Annotated in this window: 16 protein-coding genes and 2 riboswitches; of the genes, 3 read left to right on the forward strand and 13 right to left on the reverse strand. The window is 42.4% G+C overall.

Annotated elements, in window-relative coordinates; translation table 11 throughout:
- Window positions 1-319 precede the first annotated feature (319 nt).
- From ABC374_RS28820 to ABC374_RS23520, 12 genes are all read right to left on the reverse strand, one after another.
- The gene (locus ABC374_RS28820) at window positions 320-472 is read right to left on the reverse strand and encodes a YuzK family famiily protein (RefSeq protein ID WP_471802854.1); all 153 of its coding nucleotides are present in this window, start codon (window positions 470-472) and stop codon (window positions 320-322) included.
- An 804-nt stretch (window positions 473-1,276) separates the two neighbouring features.
- Entirely contained in the window at window positions 1,277-2,113 is an 837-nt protein-coding gene (locus tag ABC374_RS23470) for a MetQ/NlpA family ABC transporter substrate-binding protein (protein ID WP_137016432.1), read from the reverse strand.
- Between the two features lie 15 nt (window positions 2,114-2,128).
- Window positions 2,129-2,797: a methionine ABC transporter permease gene (locus ABC374_RS23475; RefSeq protein WP_350300482.1), complete on the reverse strand. Its 669-nt coding sequence runs from the start codon at window positions 2,795-2,797 to the stop codon at window positions 2,129-2,131.
- A complete protein-coding gene (locus ABC374_RS23480) occupies window positions 2,790-3,824 on the reverse strand; it encodes a methionine ABC transporter ATP-binding protein (RefSeq protein WP_048688213.1) in 1,035 nt (344 codons plus the stop codon). Before ABC374_RS23480 ends, ABC374_RS23475 begins: the two co-directional genes overlap by 8 nt.
- Window positions 3,825-3,978: 154 nt before the next feature.
- Window positions 3,979-4,091, reverse strand: a riboswitch (SAM riboswitch).
- A 109-nt stretch (window positions 4,092-4,200) separates the two neighbouring features.
- Complete coding sequence (locus tag ABC374_RS23485; RefSeq protein ID WP_350300484.1) at window positions 4,201-5,511, reverse strand: O-acetylhomoserine aminocarboxypropyltransferase/cysteine synthase family protein; 1,311 nt, start codon at window positions 5,509-5,511, stop codon at window positions 4,201-4,203.
- Between the two features lie 99 nt (window positions 5,512-5,610).
- Window positions 5,611-5,716: riboswitch (SAM riboswitch) on the reverse strand.
- A gap of 145 nt (window positions 5,717-5,861) precedes the next feature.
- Window positions 5,862-6,170, reverse strand: a complete 309-nt coding sequence (locus tag ABC374_RS23490; RefSeq protein ID WP_063596108.1) for a thioredoxin family protein — start codon at window positions 6,168-6,170, stop codon at window positions 5,862-5,864.
- Window positions 6,171-6,173: 3 nt separating this feature from the next.
- Window positions 6,174-6,539: a toprim domain-containing protein gene (locus tag ABC374_RS23495; RefSeq protein ID WP_048688210.1), complete on the reverse strand. Its 366-nt coding sequence runs from the start codon at window positions 6,537-6,539 to the stop codon at window positions 6,174-6,176.
- A 91-nt stretch (window positions 6,540-6,630) separates the two neighbouring features.
- On the reverse strand, window positions 6,631-7,014 hold the full coding sequence (gene gcvH, locus ABC374_RS23500) for a glycine cleavage system protein GcvH (RefSeq protein ID WP_137016434.1): 384 nt from the start codon (window positions 7,012-7,014) through the stop codon (window positions 6,631-6,633).
- Between the two features lie 96 nt (window positions 7,015-7,110).
- Window positions 7,111-7,467, reverse strand: coding sequence for an arsenate reductase family protein (locus ABC374_RS23505; protein ID WP_350300485.1), 357 nt, complete (start codon window positions 7,465-7,467; stop codon window positions 7,111-7,113).
- Window positions 7,468-7,608: 141 nt separating this feature from the next.
- A complete protein-coding gene (locus ABC374_RS23510; RefSeq protein ID WP_305158570.1) occupies window positions 7,609-9,396 on the reverse strand; it encodes an acyl-CoA dehydrogenase family protein in 1,788 nt (595 codons plus the stop codon).
- 69 nt (window positions 9,397-9,465) lie between these two features.
- Window positions 9,466-10,644 (reverse strand): acetyl-CoA C-acetyltransferase, encoded by a 1,179-nt coding sequence (locus ABC374_RS23515; RefSeq protein WP_350300487.1) that lies wholly within the window; start codon window positions 10,642-10,644, stop codon window positions 9,466-9,468.
- 70 nt (window positions 10,645-10,714) lie between these two features.
- Window positions 10,715-13,099, reverse strand: a complete 2,385-nt coding sequence (locus ABC374_RS23520; protein WP_413019905.1) for a 3-hydroxyacyl-CoA dehydrogenase/enoyl-CoA hydratase family protein — start codon at window positions 13,097-13,099, stop codon at window positions 10,715-10,717.
- A 207-nt stretch (window positions 13,100-13,306) separates the two neighbouring features.
- Between ABC374_RS23520 and ABC374_RS23525 the strand changes: the two genes are divergently transcribed.
- A complete protein-coding gene (locus tag ABC374_RS23525) occupies window positions 13,307-13,441 on the forward strand; it encodes a YuzL family protein (protein ID WP_072273724.1) in 135 nt (44 codons plus the stop codon).
- A gap of 49 nt (window positions 13,442-13,490) precedes the next feature.
- Here ABC374_RS23525 and ABC374_RS23530 read toward each other — a convergent pair whose 3' ends face one another.
- A complete protein-coding gene (locus tag ABC374_RS23530) occupies window positions 13,491-14,408 on the reverse strand; it encodes a proline dehydrogenase family protein (protein WP_413019906.1) in 918 nt (305 codons plus the stop codon).
- A 149-nt stretch (window positions 14,409-14,557) separates the two neighbouring features.
- Between ABC374_RS23530 and ABC374_RS23535 the strand changes: the two genes are divergently transcribed.
- Window positions 14,558-14,836 (forward strand): hypothetical protein, encoded by a 279-nt coding sequence (locus tag ABC374_RS23535; RefSeq protein WP_350302971.1) that lies wholly within the window; start codon window positions 14,558-14,560, stop codon window positions 14,834-14,836.
- 13 nt (window positions 14,837-14,849) lie between these two features.
- Window positions 14,850-15,185, forward strand: a complete 336-nt coding sequence (locus tag ABC374_RS23540; protein ID WP_413019907.1) for a spore coat protein — start codon at window positions 14,850-14,852, stop codon at window positions 15,183-15,185.
- Window positions 15,186-15,246 lie beyond the last annotated feature (61 nt).

The raw sequence follows: 15,246 nt of genomic DNA on the forward strand, positions 1-15,246 counted from the left end.
CTAAATAGATAGGGGTTTCCACTTCGGCCATGTTAAAAACCTGTCCTATTCTTACAATACTAACAGATATAGCCTGTTTACTGCATATTCATACTTATTTTAGCTTTTGTTAAAATTATCTTATTATTCGGCAAATCTTCGTCCTTATTAATATATGTTCAAAGAATTTTATTGCAAGGTAAGAACGTTCCGCTTTAAAAAGAAAAAAATCGGACTGTCAGGTATTATGTAAGTATATCCAATAAGGAAACCCTTATTTTATGGACCACTTTCCATTTTACCTCTACAGGCCGATCTTTTAAAGAACTCTTTTATATGCTTAGCCGTGAATTTTGCGTTGAAGGTCCTGGACCATTTTGTTGCACTTTACATGTTCCCTATCCCGTTCTTTCTCAACCTCGATACGGAGGTCTAAGTTTCTACTGTACTCACTGTAGCCAATCCCATGTGAAGACTGCATCGCCTTTTCCATTTCGCTTGTTACATTTAAATCCAGAGTATTGATAGTGAACCATCCTTTCAAATTTGTGTATCATTTTTTTACCTTCATTATCTCTATACCCTTTCCTTTCCTGATTAAACATGAAAGTAATTAAATTAAGCCGCAGACTGAAACAAACTGGATCATCAATGAGTTTGTCTACAGTTTTTTAGGTTTTTAGGTTTTCAAAATTTGAACGTTACTTTCCACTTCAGGTACTCGCTTTCCGCGGGCGGTCCGGAAGCCTCCTCGGCGCTTTTGCGCCTGCGGGGTCTCCCCTGACTCGCTTTTCCCGCAGGGGTCTCATACCTTCCGTTCCAATCCACTAAGACTAAACAATCAGATAGAATCACTTTCACCTAAGGTTTCCAAAATGAAGTGCCTCACTTCTCTAAGTCCGGAAAAAATTATGAGCGACGCATTATGTAAAAGCTAAACGAACAAACCAGCTTGCTTATTCATTTATGCGGCAGCAGACCGTAACGATAGTAACACCCGGAAATACTCATGATACTCGTATTAAGAGCCTCTGATTGAACATGTGATTAAGAAAGTTAGAAAACCTGTAGCTGTTGACGCAGATTCCGCAACCATGGCTATGTGTAATATGAGCGTTTTGGTTGTTATCTCTGCCTATCGGCACTCAACAACAAATATAGAAGGCTATCGTGAGTACAAATCGCTTTAACTGCTTCAAATCCAATAAAAATCAAAAAGGTTTCGGAATGAGACCATTCCGAAACCTTTTTGTTTACAAACTGCGGTCTGAATTAAATCAGGTCGCCCATTCTTGAATTATTTATCCGCCGGTACAACTGCACCTTTGTATTCTTCAAGAATGAAATCTTGAATTTCTTTAGAATGCAATACTTCTACAAGCGCTTTGATTGCTTCTTTATTTTCGTCACCTTTGTTTACGGCAATGACATTCACATATGGTGATTCCGAATCTTCAATCGCAATCGAATCTTCAAGCGGATTCAAACCGGCGTCAATCGCATAGTTGGAGTTGATCAAGACTGCATCGCCTTCGCCACTCTCATAAATTTTAGGAAGCAGGGCCGCTTCATAATCGGCATCGAATTTAAGGTTTTTCTTATTTTCAACGATGTCTTTCGTTGTAGCCGTCGTTTTATCGATCCCTTCTTTCAAAGTGATCAGGCCATTCTTTTCCAAAAGGGATAAAGCGCGTCCATGATCAGCGACAGAGCTGCTCATAATGATTGTTGCGCCTTCCGGAAGTTTATCAATGCTTTTATATTTTTGTGAATATAGGGCAATCGGCTCGATATGGATTCCGCCAGCATTAACGAAGTCATATCCATTTTCTTTAATTTGCCCCTCTAAATATGGAATGTGTTGAAAGTAGTTAGCATCCAATTCCTTATCATTCAACGCCTTATTCGGTAAAACATAGTCCTGGAATGTTTCGATTTCCAATTCGATTCCTTTTTCTTTAAGAAGCGGCTTGGCTTCCTCAAGGATTTCAGCATGAGGAACATTGGATGCCCCTACAACTATTTTCTTCGATTCTTTTTCCGTATCACTGCCGCTTTTATCCTTTTCACTTCCACAAGCAGCCAAAGCGATAGATAACACTAAAATTAATGCAAATCCTAAAAACTTTTTCATCCTTTTCATCTCCCTTTATCTTTTGTCCAATTTAGATGTAATCACATCTCCAATAATTTGAATTATGAAGACGATAATTAGAATAACGATCGTCGCTACAAGCGTAACGTCATTTTGATTTCTTTGATAGCCGTCCAAATAGGCCAGATTACCAAGCCCGCCTGCGCCGATGACCCCGGCCATTGCGGTATATCCAACCAATGCAATCGATGTTACCGTAATCCCGGAAATAAGGGCAGGCATCGACTCTGGAAGAAGGACCTTCCAAATGATCGTGCTCGTTTTTGCCCCCATCGATTTAGCGGCTTCAATTACACCTTTATCGATTTCACGAAGGCCGATTTCAACCATACGCGCATAAAATGGTGCCGCACCGATAATAAGTGCCGGCAGTGCAGCGTTCTCTCCGATCATGGAACCGACAAGCGCTTTAGTGAAAGGAATGAGCAGCACGATCAAAATAAGAAATGGAATGGAACGGAATATATTGACGACAGCACTCATGACCCCGTTGACTGCCCGGTTTTCCCACATATTACCCTTCCCCGTCAGGAACAGGATCAATCCTAATATTATGCCTATAAAAAAGGTTGCCACTACAGAGACGCTTGTCATGTAAAGCGTTTCCCTCGTAGCTTCAATAATGTCTTCCCAATCAACATTCGGCAATAATTCTTCAAGCATGAGTAATCACCTCCACGCCTACCTGCTGTGCTTTAATGAATTCTATTGCGCGGAGCATTTCATCCTCTTTGCCATCAAGATGGATAAACAATGTTCCATATGAACCGCTTCTTGTTTGGGATATCTTACCTTGAACGATATTGACATCCAACTCGAAGTTACGTACAAGCTTGGTGATCAATGGGCTTTCTGCATGATCACCTACAAAGGTCAATTGAATCACTTTGCCTGCAGGATAGCGCTCGAGCAAATGGTCCATCGTTTCTTTCGTTTCTTCCGGTTCCGTTACCTGTTGCACGAAACGCTTCGTCATTTGTTCTTTAGGATTCTTGAAAACATCCAGGACAGGACCCTGTTCAACAACCTGCCCGCTTTCCATCACGGCGACGCGATGGCAGATTTTACGTATTACATGCATTTCATGTGTTATCAAGACGATCGTCAATCCCAGGCGCTGATTGATGTCAACAAGCAATTCGAGTATGGAGTCGGTAGTCTGCGGATCCAAGGCAGAAGTCGCTTCATCACACAGCAGCACTTTAGGGTCATTTGCCAGAGCCCTGGCTATTCCCACCCTTTGCTTTTGCCCTCCGCTTAATTGTGAAGGATAGGCCTTTTCCCTGCCTTCCAGTCCGACTAACTTGATCAATTCGTTCACACGCTTGGTTCGTTCAGGTTTAGAAACTCCTGCAATTTCCAATGGGAAAGATATATTCTCCTGAACGGTCCTTGACCATAATAGATTGAAATGTTGGAAAATCATGCTGATTTCTTGACGGGCCTTACGGAGCTGAGCGCCTTTAATTTTTGAAATTTCCTTCTCAGCCACCACAACGGATCCCTCTGTAGGTGTTTCCAACCCATTGAGCATTCTGATCAAAGTACTTTTCCCCGCTCCACTGTAACCGATAATACCGAAAATCTCGCCTTTATTTATTTCAACATTCACATTATTTACAGCCTTGATCGTCTCACTGTTTCCTTTTCCTGTTCGGAACAGCTTACTGACTTTCGTCAATGTAATCATTAATCCTCACCTCTTTTATCCAATAAAACCTATGAACTTAGTTGATTTCTCTACATTATTAGTCTGTTTCTCATATCATGCAAAGGGTTTCCCCCATTAAAATAGAAAAAACCTTTCTGCATGAGCAGAAAGGCAGGTGAAGAAACAGGCCTTCCTCTCATCTTCCAAAGTGATTAAACTTTGTGTGAATTGGCACCTTTCCAAGGAAATCTCCTTGTCGGTTGCCGGGTTTCATCGGGCACATCCCTCCACCTCTCTTGATAAGAGCTAATATATAGAATATTTGTACATCATTAAGTTCTTTAGTATGGTGAAATTTTATCATAGATAAAAAAGGAGCGCAATGTATATTATTTCTAGTACACAGAAACTTTACTTAAACCGTTTTGGATGTCAAGGAGACGATATTCGTCGCTTTTTCAATTGCCTGCTCCAAATCTTCTATTAAATCGTCTACATTTTCAATCCCAATGGATAAACGGACTTGATCAGCACTCACACCCGCTTTCGCAAGACCCGCCTCATTCAATTGTTGATGGGTCGTACTTGCTGGATGGATGATCAAGCTCTTCGCATCCCCCACATTCGCTACATGGGACCATAATTCCACCGAATTGATAAGCTTTGCGCCAGCTTCGCGATTACCTTGTATTCCAAAAGTCACGACAGATCCAGCTCCCTTAGGCAAATATTTATCCGCAAGGGCTTTATCGGGATGATCCTCATCACCAGGATGTGAAACCCAAGTCACGGCAGGGTGGTTTTTTAAATATTTAATGACAGACTTGGTGTTTGACAGATGCTCTTTCATCCTTACATGCAGTGTTTCAAGCCCAAGCGTAAACTGGAATGCACTTTGGGCACTTAGCGCAGGGCCTAAATCACGAAGTAACTGCACTCGGGCTTTCGTTATGAATGCAGCAGGTCCAACTGCCTCGGCGTATACCAGATTGTCGTAGCTTGGGTCAGGCTCCGTGAAGCCAGGATAATTTGGCGAGTTCCAATCGAATTTCCCTCCATCCACGATGACACCGCCCAGCGTGGTTCCATTTCCCAGAAGCCATTTTGTAGCGGAATGGATGACAATATCCGCTCCAAAATCAATTGGTCTGCATAGATATGGTGTCGCGAAGGTATTATCAATGATCAAAGGTATTCCGGCATCATGGGCGATTTTCGCTACCGCTTCAATATCAAGCACCCTCAAACTTGGATTTCCGATCGTTTCAGCAAAAATGGCTTTAGTTCTTGGCGTTATCGCCCTTTTGAAATTTTCAGGGTCATCGGGAGAAACGAACTTCACTTTAATCCCATATTTAGGAAGAGTATTTTCAAAAAGGTTATACGTACCGCCATATAATGTAGAGGCTGAAACAATCTCATCTCCAGCAGCGGCAATATTCAGGATTGAAAGTGAAATGGCTGCCATTCCGCTTGCTGTTGCCAATCCGCCGATACCGCCTTCCAATAATGCCATTCTTTCCTCAAAAACGCTGACCGTGGGATTATGAAGTCGTGAATATATATAACCATTCTCCTTTAGACCAAATAAATTCGCTGCATGGTCGGTGTCTTTGAACAAGTATGCATTGCTTTGGTAGATAGGAACTGCACGGGCACCTGTTTCATCAGCTTGCAGACCGCCATGAACACTCAATGTTTCGAAACGCAACTTTTTCTCTGACATATGATTTCACCTTTTTCTATGGATTTAGTTGGAATTATATGATACCTGGCCTTTTATAAACAAAAAAACCACTTCAATAAGAAGAGGTTTCTAGAATACACCTCATCTACCAGAGCCAACACTCTGCTGGAATTAGCACCGTATATAAATTTATACCGGTTGCCGGGCTTCGTCGGGCCAGTCCCTCCGCCACTCTTGATAAGAACTATTAAATTCTGCCGTTACTTAATTCAAAATATAGCATTTTAGAATAAATCAGTCAATGAATTGTTAGAATATTCTTTGTTTAATTTCAATCTCGCATTCAAATGTCCGCAACAAAGAAACCAACCACGGTTCTGATTGGTTTCTTAGCTGATTTCCTTAAGCAATCCGTACAAATAAGGAACGGATTGAAAGGCATATATTTTTTTGTGCAGCTGTCCTTCTTTGAAAAGCAATAAACAAGGAACACTTTCGATTTCATATGATTCGGCAATTGCTTGGACATAATTCATATTCATTTTCCCTGCCTTCAATTCCGGGAATAGCTCCAAGGATATCGTCAGCATCTTGGAGGCAACCTGACAAGTGCCGCATAAAGGGGTATATAAATATAAGCAAAAGGTTTCCCCATTTTCAACAGCAAGCTTACACTCTTCTTCTTTCCATTCCTGCATCAATTAGTCGTTCACCCTTTGACTTAAAAATTTCATTTTCACATTCATATTGGCAGATAAAAGCACAGTTGCGATATGATGTTCGGGCGAGCTTTCCACTTCTTTGTACATTTTATTAATATACAGGTGGTTCGCTTCAGGCATTTCCCTTCGGAACTGCTTCCGGAGCTTTTCTCCTGATTCATCTGCGTCAAAAAGGAGATAAACATCACGGTCCATCAATTCATCCACTAATTCATCCAGCTTAGTTAATGATATGGTCCCATTCGTACATCTTATTTCCACATCTTCATTTAAAACGGAGGCAACTTTTCTTCTATCGGAACTGCCTTCTACAATGATCACTTTATCGAATTCGCCCCACTCCATGTCATCACTCCATCTCACGAATTATGTGTGCAACTGCCACGGTACAAAATGAAAAAGAGAGCAGGCCTTTTCAGTCCCCCTCTCATTCTTTTTAACCGTTGATTAAACTCTCATACTCTTCAGCGCTCATCAAGTTTTCAATATCACTGCCATTAGATGGTTCAAGCACGACCATCCATGCCTTTTCATAAGGAGACTCATTTACATATTCAGGGTTGTCACTTAAATCTTCGTTTACTTCAACAACCTTGCCACTGATAGGTGCATAAAGCTCAGAAACGGTCTTAACGGATTCAACACTTCCGAATGGTTCGTTCGCTTTCAATTCATCGCCGATTTCCGGAAGCTCAACGAATACGATGTCCCCAAGCTCGGACTGTGCGAAAGCTGTAATTCCAATGCGCACTGTTCCATCTTCCGTTTTGACCCATTCATGTTCTTTAGTGTAACGAAGTTCTTTTGGTGTTGTTGTCATTATTAACCCTCCATATGTACATCTTATTTTATCTATTCCATTATAAGGTAGATTGTTTGTTTAAGTAAGGAATTAACCAAATATTTCGAGAAATTTTCAGTTCCAAACCTGTTCGAATTGCTCCTCTTTGAAACCTACCGTCACTTTGGTGCCGTCCGTAACAATCGGCCTTTTCAGAAGCATGCCATCTGTGGACAATATATCAAGCATCTCTGCTTCAGAAGCTTCTTTCAGCTTATCCTTTAAGCCCAGCTCGCGATATTTTTGACCGCTAGTATTAAAAAACTTCTTCAACTCCAAATTGCTGTTTTTATATAGTTGTTCTATTTCTGTTCGCGAAGGCGGATTTTCCGCTATATGGATTGCTTCATATTGCAGTTCATGATTATCCAGCCACTTCTTTGCGTTACGGCATGTGCCGCATTTTGGGTACCAATATAATGTTAAGCCCATCATTTCACCACCTATCAATAGAATACCCGTTTTCATCACGCAATACAACGAATTGTCTTTTGAATTTCCAATACGATTTCATCAAAGGAAATAAAGGGAATGCCTTTTCGGGCATTCCCTTTACTGATTATGATTCATTGCCTAAAGAGCATATTTTTCAGCTTCGATTACCTTCACGGAAGCTTCACGCTTTTTCGCAATGACATTGATCGGATTATGTCTTGTCAGCTTGCGGAGCGACGCAAGCATGATGCGAAGAGTATCGCCTGTTTCCACTGCGATTAACGTTTCCTTTGCGTGCTGTTCTATTTCATTGAAAGCTTCCTGAACGAAGATTTCAGTGTAAAGCACTTTTTGTTTGTTCTTCTCCAGACCTGTAGCTGCTATTGCTTTTTCCGTACGCAATACCACGGATTCCGCTGCATAAGCAAGGGATGCGATATCAGCAATGTTGGAGAGGATCTCTTGTTCTTGATCAAGAGTTTTGCCGTATTTCTGTGCAGCAAGGCCAGCTGCCAGAATCCCAATTTTCTTAGCGTTTCTAACAAGCATTTTTTCTTGTGCCAATGGCTCATCGCCAGGTTCTTCCGGCATCATCATCATTAATTCCTCTTGAAGGCTTTGAGCCTTTTGAAGAAGCGGCAATTCCCCTTTAAGTGCTTTCTTCAGGAAAGTTCCAGGGACAAGCAATCGATTGATTTCATTTGTACCTTCAAAGATCCGGTTAATCCGGGAATCACGATATGCTTTTTCAATTTCATACTCCTGCATGAAACCATAGCCTCCATGAAGCTGTACGCCTTCGTCCGTAACATAATCCAACACTTCGGAAGCGAAGAATTTATTCAATGAACACTCAATGGCATATTCAGCGATTGCTGCCGCCATTGATTTCCCATCTTTCACTTGCTCATCCGTCAATTTGCTTTGCCTTTGTTCATAAAGGCCAACGGTACGGTATACAGAGCTTTCTGCTGCATAAATTTTGGATGCCATTGTTGCAAGTTTTTCTTTCGTCAAGTTAAAATCGGAAATTTTCGTTTTGAACTGTTGACGTTGATTCGTATAAGCTGCTGTAATCTCAAGGGCACGTTTAGATCCGCCGACAGCACCGACGCCTAATTTATAACGGCCGATATTCAGGATATTGAAAGCGATGACATGTCCTTTTCCGGCTACACCCAAAAGGTTTTCGACTGGTACATGTACATCTTCAAGGATTAATGTACGTGTAGATGAGCTTTTGATTCCCATTTTCTTCTCTTCAGCACCAGTTGATACGCCATCATAATCACGCTCAACAATGAAAGCGGAGAATTGTTCGCCGTCAATTTTGGCGTATACACAGAAGACATCTGCAAAACCTGCATTTGTAATCCATTGTTTTTCCCCATTTAGAATATAGTGTGTTCCTTCGGCATTCAATTTCGCTGTCGTTTTTGCTCCCAAGGCATCTGAACCTGAGCTTGGTTCCGTTAAGGCATACGCAGCAATCTTCTCACCCGTTGCCAGTAAAGGGAGATATTTTTTCTTTTGTTCTTCATTCCCGAATAATACGATCGGCAAAGATCCGATACCTACATGTGCACCATGCGTAATTCCAAAGCCGCCTGAAAGTGCCATTTTTTCTGTAATCAATGCCGAACTGATTTTATCAAGACCCAATCCACTGTATTCCTCAGGAACGTCAGCACCAAGTAAACCGATTTCACCTGCATGCTTCAGTAATTTAACGGAACGGTCAAATTCATGGTTTTCCAAATGTTCAACCTGCGGCAGAATTTCATTCACTACGAAATCCTCGGCAGTTTTGGCGATCATTTTATGCTCATCAGAATAATCTTCCGGTGTAAACACTTGATCATACGTAATATCTTCTACTAAAAAGGCTCCGCCTTTAATGAGGTTATCTGTAGTTTGATTGGACATGTTATTTCCTCCTAATTATTTAAGATAGTAAACCCGCCGGAAGCATGACAGCTTCCGGGAGGGGTAGGATTACGCCAATAATTCAAATACTCCAGCAGCACCCATTCCGCCGCCGATACACATTGTCACGACTCCGAACTGTTGGTTTCTGCGCTTCATTTCATGTAGCAGGCTTAATGTCAATTTTGCCCCCGAACATCCTAGTGGATGGCCTAAGGCAATGGCTCCGCCATTTACATTGACAATCTCTTCATCCAAACCGAGCTCACGAATGATTTGAATGGATTGGGAAGCAAAGGCTTCATTCAATTCAAATAAACCAATATCCGATAACTCAAGACCCGCTAGCTTCAAAGCTTTAGGAATGGCTGCAATCGGTCCGATACCCATGATTTCAGGCGGTACTCCTGCTACAGCAAAGGAACGGAACTTACCTATCGGTTTCATCCCTAATGAAGAGGCCTTTTCCCCATCCATGACCATGACCGCGGCTGCACCATCACTCGTTTGTGATGAATTCCCTGCTGTTACGGATCCTGTAACAGAGAATGCAGGTCTTAGTTTTTTTAGCACTTCAGCAGTGGTGCCAGGACGAACGCCCTCATCCTGTGTAAATTTAAATGATTTTTCCTTTAACTTAAGATCTGGTCCCACTGAACGAAGGGTTACGTCAACCGGTACGATCTCATCCGAAAACTTTCCTTCTGCAATGGCCTTCGCCGCCTTTTGATGACTACGAACAGAAAATGCATCTTGATCTTCACGGGAAATGCCGTATTTTTTTGCAACGGCTTCAGCAGTGTGGCCCATACCCATATAATATTCCGGTGCCGTTTCCGCAAGTCTCGCGTTCGGACGAGTTACATGGCCCATCATTGGCAAAAGGCTCATGGATTCCGCTCCGCCTGCAATGACAGTATCACTTTGGCCGAGCATGATCCTTTCCGCTCCATAAGCGATGCTTTGCAGCCCGCTTGAACAGTAACGATTAATCGTTATGGCCGGTACTGTATAAGGCAATCCTGCCAATGCCCCAATGTTACGAGCCATGTTCAATCCTTGCTCCGCTTCAGGCATTGCACAACCGATAATCAGGTCATCGATGGTGCCTTCATAATTCCCTGCACGCTTTAACGTTTCCTTTACAACAAGAGCCCCTAAATCATCAGGACGTACACTGGCAAGAGAACCTTTTTTCGCTCTTCCTACCGGAGTCCTTGCTCCAGCTACTATTACCGCTTCTTTCATGAGGATCCCCCTTACTCATTTTTAAGCTATCGATCTATTAATCTTTGTTTTGGCCATTTCTTCGTCTATTTCAATTACGGAGTGGTTTGCCTTTAACAAGCATATGCTGCATCCTAGCCTGGGATTTCGGAGTCGAAATCAGTTTTAGGAATGCCTGTTTTTCTAGGTTCAAGATATACTGTTCATCTACTTCCGTGCCAAATGGGAGTTTCCCCCCTGCCAGGACGTATGCAAGCTCTTTGGCTATGACAAGGTCATGTTCTGATAAGAATCCTGAAAGGCGCATGGATTCCGCCCCTAAAAGAAGTGCGGCATATCCCGTTTCACCTACGACAGGGATCTTTGTGCGGGCAGGAGCGGTATAACCTTGTTCATGCATGGAAAGTACCGCCTGTTTCGCATCATATAGCTGATGATCCGCATTCACGCTTATTCCGTCCGCTGAATTAAGGAAATTATTCCCTCTAGCTTCCTCGGCGGAGGTTGAAACTTTTGCCATGGCGACCGTTTCAAATACTCGGTTGGCCACTTTCTGTAAGTCGAAGTCGACGCCCTTCGGCATATTCCTCAACGTCTTCACATAAAGTTCTTTAGTCCCGCCGCCGCCTGGGATCAAACCTACACCAGCTTCCACTAGTCCCATATACGTTTCAGTCGTTGCCTGAATGCGCGCTGCCGGAAGGGACACTTCAGCACCCCCGCCAAGTGTCATATTAAACGGGGCAACCACTACAGGAACTGCACTGTACTTGATTTTAAGCATCGCCTTTTGGAATTGGCTGATGACCATATCGAGTTCAAAAATATTGTCATCCTGCGCTTCCATCAGCATCATTGCAATATTAGCGCCTACACAGAAATTCTTTCCTTGGTTTCCGATGACCAAGCCTTTAAAATTCGCTTCCGCTTCGTCGACCGCCGCATTGATCATTTGGATGATATCCAGACCGATTGCATTATTCGGTGAAGTGAATTCAAGAAGAGCCACTCCATCGCCGATATCTATCAAGCTTGCACCACTGTTTTTCTTGATTACGCCTTTTTGCTTCTTGATCGCTTTAAGATTGATCACTTTAGGATTTGCAACAAGTTCCTTATATTCACCATTATCATAATAGTGAACTATGCCATTTTCTTCTTTATAGAAAGAAGTGATGCCTTTAGCGAGCATATCCTTCACCCATTGCGGAACGGTGATGCCTTCCGCTTCCATTCGGGCTACCGATTTTTCTACCCCTATCGCATCCCATGTTTCAAAAGGGCCTGTGGACCATCCGAAGCCCCATTTCATCGCTTGATCGATCGCCACGATATCATCCGCAATCTCCCCAAGCAGCTGGGCAGAATACACAAGCGCCGGATTCAGAACATTCCAAAGTAATTGGCCGGCACGGTCTTCGCTATAAACAAGCGCTTTCATTTTATTTTCCAAGCCCTTGGCCTGTTTAGCCATTTCGATGGAAGGCGTTTTTAATCTTTTTCGTGCATCATATTCAAGGGTTTCGGGATTCAGTTCAAGGATTTCCTTTCCTTTTTTCAAGAAAAATCCTTGGCCTGACTTGCTTCCAAGCCACCCATTCTTAAGCATTTCATTCATGAAATCGGGTATTTTGAAAACTTCTTTTTCTTCTCCATCCACCTGGTCATATACGTTTCTGGCAACATGTGCAAAGGTATCCAATCCAACCACATCAAGTGTCCGGAAAGTCGCGCTAGTTGCCCTTCCAATCAACGGACCTGTAACCGAATCGACCTCACCAACACTGTATCCGCCTTTTTGCATTTCCCGCAGAGTGACCAATAAACCATAAGTTCCAATGCGGTTTGCGATAAAGTTAGGGGTATCCTTGGCTTCGACGACCCCTTTTCCCAGTACATCTTCGCCGAATCGTTTCATGTATTCGAGCACTTCTGGTGAAGTTGCTTCAGTCGGGATGAGCTCCAACAACTTAAGATAACGCGGCGGATTGAAGAAGTGGGTTCCCAGGAAGTGCTTTTGAAAGTCCTCCGAACGGCCTTCTGCCATCGCTTCAATTGAAATTCCGGAGGTATTCGATGAAACGATGCTTCCTGGTTTACGATGCTGATCAACCTGGGCAAACACACTTTGCTTAACCTCAAGCTTCTCAACGACCACTTCGATGATCCAATCGACATCCTTTAAACGACTTATATCATCTTCCAGGTTTCCTGCCTCGATCAACGCAATGTTTCCCTTAGCTGAAAGCGGAGCTGGTTTCTGTTTTAAAAGTTTCGTAATCGCTGTTTGGCTGATGCGGTTACGCACTTGTTTATTATCTAATGTCAGTCCCTTTTTCTTTTCATCCTCAGTGAGTTCACGAGGTACAATATCCAATAATAAAGTCGGAATGCCGATGTTAGCAAGGTGTGCAGCAATCCCTGATCCCATAACTCCTGACCCTAGAACAGCAGCCTTTCGTATTTGTCGAACCAAGTTCATATCCCCCTTACGCAATTTATTGAATGAATGCTCATTCATTTTTAATTCAAAAAAATTTTGAATATTTTTTCTTATTACTAATATAGAATATATTTGGAAATTCCGCAATGATTAAACAGGAAAAAAATATTTTTTTCTCCGAGTTCCTTTGGTTATTTCTCCTCCGTTCAGTAAAAAATAACCGGGGTGGAGGTGACTTATATAATGAAGCGTAAAGATAATCCTTCTAAAGCAGCCGTAAGCGCAGCAAGCGTTAAAGGCAACGCCGGCCCTGGCGCTGAACGTCAACACGGAATCAATAAAGTGAACAGCCAGAACAATCAGTTCAAAAGATAATCCTTCTTAATTTGAGCAGCCGTCCCTTATCCGGGGCGGCTCTCGCTTCCTATTTCTTGAATAGGCCTTTTAAAACGAAAGCAATATTGGCCGGTCTCTCCGCAAGGCGGCGCATGAAGTATCCATACCAATCCGTACCATAAGGAACATACACCCTTACCTTATATCCTTCTTTAGCAAGTTCGAGCTGCTTTTCATTGCGGATACCATATAACATTTGGAATTCAAATCGATCCCGGGGAATTCCCTGATCTTTGACCAATTCCCTCGTATAATCAATGATTTTGTCATCATGCGTGGCAACGGCTGTGTAATTGCCATTTTGCATATGCTTGTTGATGATTTTCTTGAAATTCTCATCCACATCTTTTTTCTCGGGAAAAGCCACTTCACTTGGTTCTTTATAAGCCCCTTTAACAAGCCTTAGATTCGGATGGTATGCATCCAGCTCCTCAATATCCTTCTCAGTCCGATACAGATAAGCTTGGATGACAGTCCCCAATTCATTATATTCAGACTTTAGATTTTTGAATACATCCAAAGTCGGCTGACAGCGCGGAAAATCTTCCATATCAAGCGTCACGAAAACCTGATGGGCCTTAGCTTCATCCAAGATCCTCCGCATGTTATTCATTACGACTCGTTCGGACACATCCAAGCCCATCGAGGTCAGCTTCAGGGATAACTGTGAATCCAGTTCATTTCTGCCAATCATGCGGATTGCTTCAATGCACTCATCTGCCATCTTCCCTGCTTCTTGTTCATCTTCAATGAATTCACCTAAATAATCAATGGTAACGGCAAGCCCTTTCCGGTTAAGATCTGCAATCACTTCACATGCCATATCCAAGGATTCTCCTGCCACGAAACGAGATGCCCCAAACCGCAGCCCGTATTTTTTCGCTGCCTTTGTCATGCCTTTGTTCTTTGATAAAAAAAGGAATAGATTTTTCAATATTCTTTCCATCTGCATTCCCCTCCAAATCATTTTGGAAAATAGATGCACAAGATTATTTTACCATTTAATTCACTTTTCAGATATTTAGAATCAAGAATAAAAAAAATCCAGAAGGGAAAATTAAGCTCGTTTAAAGAACACTTAAGGAGGTAGCAATGATGGAACAGCAAAATTCGTTTAACAGCCAACAGCAGTCCACCGGCTTTATGAAACAGCCGCCGGAAATGGTCACGGTGAAAGATAGCTTATACTTAACAGATATGCTTGCATGGAATCTGAATGCAGTTAAAAAAGCACATTTTTTTGCCACACAATGCAAGGACCCGCAAATCATTGATGCGTTAAATCGGTGCGGACTCATGCATCAACGCCATTACGATACCATTTTGAAACATTTGAACCCCGACCAAAATCAGGGTCAACAACAATACCAGTAAAGGAGGGTTCTTGATGCCCAATGAAAACAAAGTCCAAAATCCAGAATCTCCCGTGGCAAAGACACCGCAAATGAATGACAGGGATTTTATAAACGATATGCTTTCAACTGAAAAGTACTTTTGCAACTCCCTTTCCGTTGCCCTGCATGAAATGAGTAACCAAGCATTATTCCAAGACATTTTCTCCATTGCCAAAGAAAATCAGGAGATGCAGCGTGAACTCTATAACCTTATGTTCGAAAAAGGCTGGTATAGTTTAGAAAAGGCGCAAGCTACCAACTTAGGCCAATCGTATCAACAATTTTCCGGTTATAAAAATCAATTTCCATCTGGAACGAACATTCAATAAGCAAACATTCAGGGGAGTGGATTCTGCTCCTTTTGTTTTTTTGCTACAAAAAAAACCGGCC

It is taken from the genome of Peribacillus phoenicis, from assembly GCF_047238085.1.
In the GTDB taxonomy this organism is placed as follows: domain Bacteria; phylum Bacillota; class Bacilli; order Bacillales; family DSM-1321; genus Peribacillus.